Below are 5,317 nucleotides of genomic sequence, written 5' to 3'. Positions count from 1 at the left end.
GACATGTGCATCAGTGTCCCATGTGGACGGCTAACGCGAGCCGCGCACAACAGCCGCGGCGACCGCCCAGGGATACGCCGGGTCCTCCGCCTGGGCGTCGCGGTAGGTAGGAATCCACACCCACCGATCCGCGCCCGACTGGTTCGGATGGCTCGCGTGGAGCGTGAGGTCGTGGAAGAAGACGGCTCCACCGGCTTCGAGCTCGGCGGTCACTGCCTGGGACTCGTCGATGGCATCGGGTCGGAGCCGATGTCCAAAACCGTACCCATCGCTCGAATCCCCGTCGTGCGTCACGAACTCGATGTGCGAGCGCGGGAGAACCTTCAGAGTTCCGTTCTCCGGCGTCGCGTCGTCGAGGGGAATCCACACGGATATCTTGTTGGTTCCCCGCCAGTAGGGCCAGTCCTGATGCCAGGGGCTGCCGAACTCCGTGCCCTCCTGCTTGTAGACGACCTTATCGCTCAGGAACTCGACGTTCGGGCCCTGGATCGCTTCGAGGATGTCCACAATCCGGGGGTCCGCCACCGCCCGTTTGAAGAACTCGCTCCGTGCGGCGAGCCCGACGACAACGCCCGTCCGAAGCGCCGCGACCGGATCGCCCCCGGAAAGCGCCACGTCCTCGCGCACACGATCGACGATGAGGCGTGTTTCACGCTTGATCTCAATCGTCTCGGCGCGCGTCAGCAGGTTCGGGACGATGACATAGCCCTCTTCCGCAAACGCCTTCGCCAGTTCGGACGACGCGACCATTGCGGCCTCCTCCCGCCCAACCCATCCGGTCGTCAGTCGATACCAGAAAGCAACCCCGTCGCTCTTGCCTCGGGTTCGCTCTGCCCGCCCTTGGCGGCTTAGAATGACATGGACCAGCACCGTCTGGAAACCCGCCTCAGCGCGGTGTCCCTGGGCCCCGTTCTCGCTCAAGTCGCTCGCGGAGGCAATCGACCCGTCGCGCCAGTTCCTCCCACCAGCCTGACGCAGCCTCGACGCGAACGAGGTTCGTGACCCCCGGCAGGTCGTTCGCTCCCAGCCTCTTCGCCAACGGAGTCGTCCCAGCGTCCGACGCCACCAGCAGCGCGAGCTCCCGTTCCATGCGAACCGGCGAACGCACGGCGATGATGCCGATCAACTCCGCTTCGAGCCGGTCGAGCAGGTGGTCCACGTTCCAGAAGAGCGTCTTGCCGGAACGCGGGAGCAGGTCGGGCGTCGGAGCGCCCAGGCTCGCGTGCTCCGTGAGCAGGAGGTCTCGGATCGCGTGAGGCGGATTCTCGCCGGAGCGGCTCGCGTGCCGTACGAGCCGACGCGCCAACGACGTCGAGCCGCGCGACGACAGAGCCGACCCGACATAGACGTATTCCCCGGCTGGCACGTGGATCAGTTCCCTGCCTCGGAATCGTCCGAACACGATGGCGAGCGGAACGCTCACGCGGATGCGATGCAGGTAGGAGCCCGCGCTTCCGGTTGAACCGAGGACGGTCAGCATGGGAACCGTCGGCGGGTTAGGCGACGAGTCGAATGAGATCATCGGGCGAGAGATCCGAAAGGGACGCAACGACACGATCCGCGCCTACCAACTCGGCGGCATCGCGGCTCGACGCGACGGCGACGACGCGCATCCCGCCCCGACGCGCCGCCTCGACGCCCTGGGGCGCATCCTCGATGACGACGCACCGCTCCGGTGGAACCTCGACCTTCCGCGCGGCGGTCAGGAACACCTCCGGGTCCGGCTTGCCAATGGACACGTCCTCTCCCGCGACGATGGCGTCGAACGAGTCCAAGACACCGATCTCGCGCAGAGCGAGCTCGACGTTGGCGAGAACCGTGGAGGATCCGATTGCCAAAGCCACCCCCGCTGCGCGCAGACCGCGCACCAGTTCGACGGCTCCCGGTAGCGGGTCGATCCGCCCGCGAGCGCACTCGCGGTAGAGGGCTTCCTTACGCTCGATCAGGCGGTCGAGCTCGGCGTCCGAGGGGATCGGGTTCAGCAGCGCGATGAGCGTCTCGCGCGTACGGGTTCCGAAGGTCGCGCGGTGGAACGCCTCGGTCACGGGAACACCGAGCTCGTCTCCGAGACGTTCCAGCGCCATGCGGTGGTAGAGGGACGAATCGACGAGCACGCCGTCCAGGTCGAACAGGACGGCGTGAGTGGGATGGGGCATGTCGGCTACTCAGCCCCTGAGGCAGATGCGTAGACCTCCTGAGCCGCCGCCAGCCCAGCCTGCGCGTCCACCGAACATCCCTCGGCTCCCAGCGACGCGCCGAGAGCGTCCAAGCAGGTCAGGACGCTCGAACGGCGAGCCGTCTCGCCCATCAGACCGATGCGCCACATCTTGCCCTTGAACACGCCCAGCCCGCCGCCGATCTCGACGCCGTGTTCCAGCAAGAGGCGACGGCGCACGGCGGCATCGTCGGCGCCATCGGGTAGAGCCGTCAGCGTGAGCATCGGAGCCCGGCAGTCGTCCTGCGCGGCGAGCTTCAAGCCCATCGCTTCGAGCCCGGCTCCCAGTGCGGCAGCGTGGAGTCGATGGCGTTCATAGCGCGCCGCCAGCCCTTCCTCGTGAACGATCCGTAGCGCCTCCCGCAGCGCGTAGACCATGCTGATCGGAGCCGTGTGGTGATAGAGACGCTCCGAACCCCAATACTTCGAGACCATCGTCATGTCGAGGTACCACGACTGCACCTTCGACTTCCGACCGTTGATGACCTCCATCGCGCGAGGACCGAACGTGATCGGCGATAGACCCGGCGGGCAGCTCAGGCACTTCTGCGTCCCGCTGTAGGACACGTCGATGCCGGTCGCGTCCGCCTCGATCGGGGCTCCGCCCAATGACGTGACGGTATCGACCACGAACAGCGCGCCGTGGTTCCGCACGATCTTCGCGATGTCAGCCAGCGGCTGGAGAACGCCCGTCGAGGTCTCCGCGTGGACGATGGCGACCGCCTTGGGCTTCGGGACTGACCGCAAGGCGGCTTCGATCTGCTCCGGCTCGAAGGCTCTGCCCCAAGGCGCATCGACGCGCGTCAGCACGCCGCCGCATCGCCCGACGATGTCGCTCATCCGCTCGCCGAAGACGCCGTTGACGCAGATGACGACCTGATCGCCCGGCTCGATGATGTTGCAGAGAGCCGCCTCCATGCCCGCGCTGCCCGTCGCCGAGATAGGGATCGTCAGCTCGTTCGCCGTGCCGAACGTCCGGCGAAGGAGGTCCATCGTCTCGTTCATCAGGCGAAGGAACTCTGGGTCGAGATGACCCAAGAGCGGCGTGGACATCGCCTTGAGAACGCGCGGATGGACCATGCTGGGCCCCGGACCCATCAGCAAACGCGCAGACGGGTCGAGCTCGGAGTACGTCTCGGTTGACATGGTGGGTGAGGTCTCCTCGGGCGAATGGCTTACGGCGTAGCGGTCGCCTTTGCTTTCTTCTCGTACTTCACGGCGAGCGCGTCTTCGAGCGCCTTGGTCACTTCCTCGTCGGTCGGCTTGACCTTCGGCTCGAACCGCGCGAGAACCTTGCCATCCTTGCCGACGAGGAACTTCGTGAAGTTCCACTTGATCTCGCCGCCGGTCTTGGGATGCGCCTCTTCATCGGTCAGGTACTGATACAGCGGGTGAATCCCCTCTCCCTTGACGACGATCTTGGAGAAGAGCGGGAACTTCACGTCGTAGTTGGTCGTGCAGAACGCCTTGATCTCGTCGTTCGTCCCGGGCTCCTGCGCGCCGAACTCGTTCGCCGGGAACGCGAGAACCTTGAAGCCCTTCTCACGGTACTTCTCGTAGACAGCTTCCAGGTCGGCGTACTGAGGCGTGTAGCCGCACTTGGACGCCGTGTTGACGACGAGAAGAACGTCGCCGTCGAAGTCCGACAGCTCAATCTTCTTGCCGTCGATGTTCTTCATCGCGAAACCGTGAATCGACTTCGGCGACATCTTGACTCCCTTGTCTGCCACCTTCACCTTGAACGTCTCGGTTTTCGTCGCGGACGGAGCATCGCCGCCCGCCAGCGCAGTGCCTGTGCACAGCGTCGCCGCCACGATCAGCAGACCGGTAGCGTGCATCCGGTTCATTTCGTTTTGCCTCCTGCGGATCATTGCTCCCACGTGCCGTCGTTCAGTATCCCACGCGGCGCGACGAGCGGTCAACCGGCTGGGCGGCGGATTCGACCTGGGCACGGTCGCCGGGGACTCGTTCGACATGCCGCTGCCAAAAAGCACCGTCAGCAGTCTGGGGAATCCCGTCGCCCGGACGGGTTCGGATCAGCCTTCTGCTCTGGCTCCGAAAATCCGCTGGAGCTCGCGCGTGATGTCGTCCGCCGTCTCGCGATAGATGTCGATGCCCTGTCCGAAGGGATCCAGGATACAGAGCTCAATGATCGTCGCCGGATCGACGCGCAACGACCGAAGCTCCCGCGCGATTGCCGGAGTCAGAGCGACGACATACTCGGACGCCGTTGGGTCAACGTCGTGAATGCTACGAGCGCGATGACCGCGGATATCCAGTCCCCTCTCCGCCATCACGACGATCGCGTCCAGAGCAGCAGGTGCGTCTGGCACGGCGTAGATGCCAGCGCTACGGACATCAGCGGCGGGACCCAGCAACTGACGCGCGATGGCTGCAGCCATCGGGCTTCGGCACGTGTTTCCCCCGCAGACAAAAAGAACGCGTTTGGTGGCTCTGGTATCGTTCCCCATGGTTACCTCCATCATTGCTCGGGTACGGCGATCGGTTGATGCCGCTGAAAGGAAACATATCACGACGCCCCAGTTGATCCAACAGGACTCCGCAGGCGGTGTTCCCGGTTTATAGTGATATTGCGAGATCTCTATCCCTTGCGGGAATCGTTCGGGCTTGGATTCCATCGAACGATGAGATATCAAAAATCACCATGAGTCAGGAACACCCCGCAGGCGAGCGTCCTGCCCTATCACGTACTGAGCCCGAGTTGACATGAGTACGACTGGCGTACGCCCGTACTCACGCCCGCAACGCGGCTGAACGGTGGCGACAAGCCGGATATTGACTCGATCGGGAATACCAGATTCCGCTTGGCGCGCGAAACCGGCTCAGTTGGCTGGCAACCCCGCAACGGTCGAGGGTTCGAGTTGAAGGACAATCCGCGGAACGGCAAGCACCGAACCGGAGGCGTCACCGCGCGGGCGGTGATCCTCGCGCTGCTGCTGGTTCCCATCAACGTGTTCCTCGTCGTCCAGTGGGAGACCGTCTGGGGAACTCAGTACCCCACGACGATGAGCCTCTACTTCAACGTCGTCTTCTGCCTCTTCGTCGTGACGGCGGCGAATGCATGGCTGCGGCGGTCGCGTC

The 5,317-nt window shown here is 64.6% G+C and carries 7 protein-coding genes; 1 reads left to right on the top strand and 6 read right to left on the bottom strand.

Annotated features, from left to right (window positions below; all coding sequences use genetic code 11):
* Positions 1-30 precede the first annotated feature (30 nt).
* The 6 genes from FJZ36_17915 to FJZ36_17890 form a co-directional block, all read right to left on the bottom strand.
* Positions 31-750 (bottom strand): phytanoyl-CoA dioxygenase family protein, encoded by a 720-nt coding sequence (locus FJZ36_17915; GenBank protein ID MBM3216775.1) that lies wholly within the window; start codon positions 748-750, stop codon positions 31-33.
* A gap of 136 nt (positions 751-886) precedes the next feature.
* The gene (locus FJZ36_17910; GenBank protein MBM3216774.1) at positions 887-1,522 is read right to left on the bottom strand and encodes a DUF123 domain-containing protein; all 636 of its coding nucleotides are present in this window, start codon (positions 1,520-1,522) and stop codon (positions 887-889) included.
* On the bottom strand, positions 1,497-2,156 hold the full coding sequence (locus FJZ36_17905; GenBank protein ID MBM3216773.1) for an HAD family phosphatase: 660 nt from the start codon (positions 2,154-2,156) through the stop codon (positions 1,497-1,499). The genes FJZ36_17910 and FJZ36_17905 overlap by 26 nt, the downstream gene beginning before the upstream one ends.
* Before the next feature lie 5 nt (positions 2,157-2,161).
* Positions 2,162-3,361, bottom strand: a complete 1,200-nt coding sequence (locus tag FJZ36_17900; protein MBM3216772.1) for an alanine--glyoxylate aminotransferase family protein — start codon at positions 3,359-3,361, stop codon at positions 2,162-2,164.
* 29 nt (positions 3,362-3,390) lie between these two features.
* The gene (locus tag FJZ36_17895) at positions 3,391-3,924 is read right to left on the bottom strand and encodes a glutathione peroxidase (protein MBM3216771.1); all 534 of its coding nucleotides are present in this window, start codon (positions 3,922-3,924) and stop codon (positions 3,391-3,393) included.
* Between the two features lie 327 nt (positions 3,925-4,251).
* A complete protein-coding gene (locus tag FJZ36_17890; GenBank protein MBM3216770.1) occupies positions 4,252-4,872 on the bottom strand; it encodes a hypothetical protein in 621 nt (206 codons plus the stop codon).
* Positions 4,873-5,097: 225 nt separating this feature from the next.
* Here FJZ36_17890 and FJZ36_17885 point away from each other — a divergent pair.
* A partial coding sequence (locus tag FJZ36_17885; protein ID MBM3216769.1) for a hypothetical protein occupies positions 5,098-5,317 on the top strand: 220 nt, incomplete at its 3' end.

It is taken from the genome of Candidatus Poribacteria bacterium, from assembly GCA_016866785.1.
In the GTDB taxonomy this organism is placed as follows: Bacteria; Poribacteria; WGA-4E.
The sequence above is the reverse complement of the archived record's forward strand: the minus strand, read 5'-3'. Positions and strand labels throughout refer to the sequence as shown.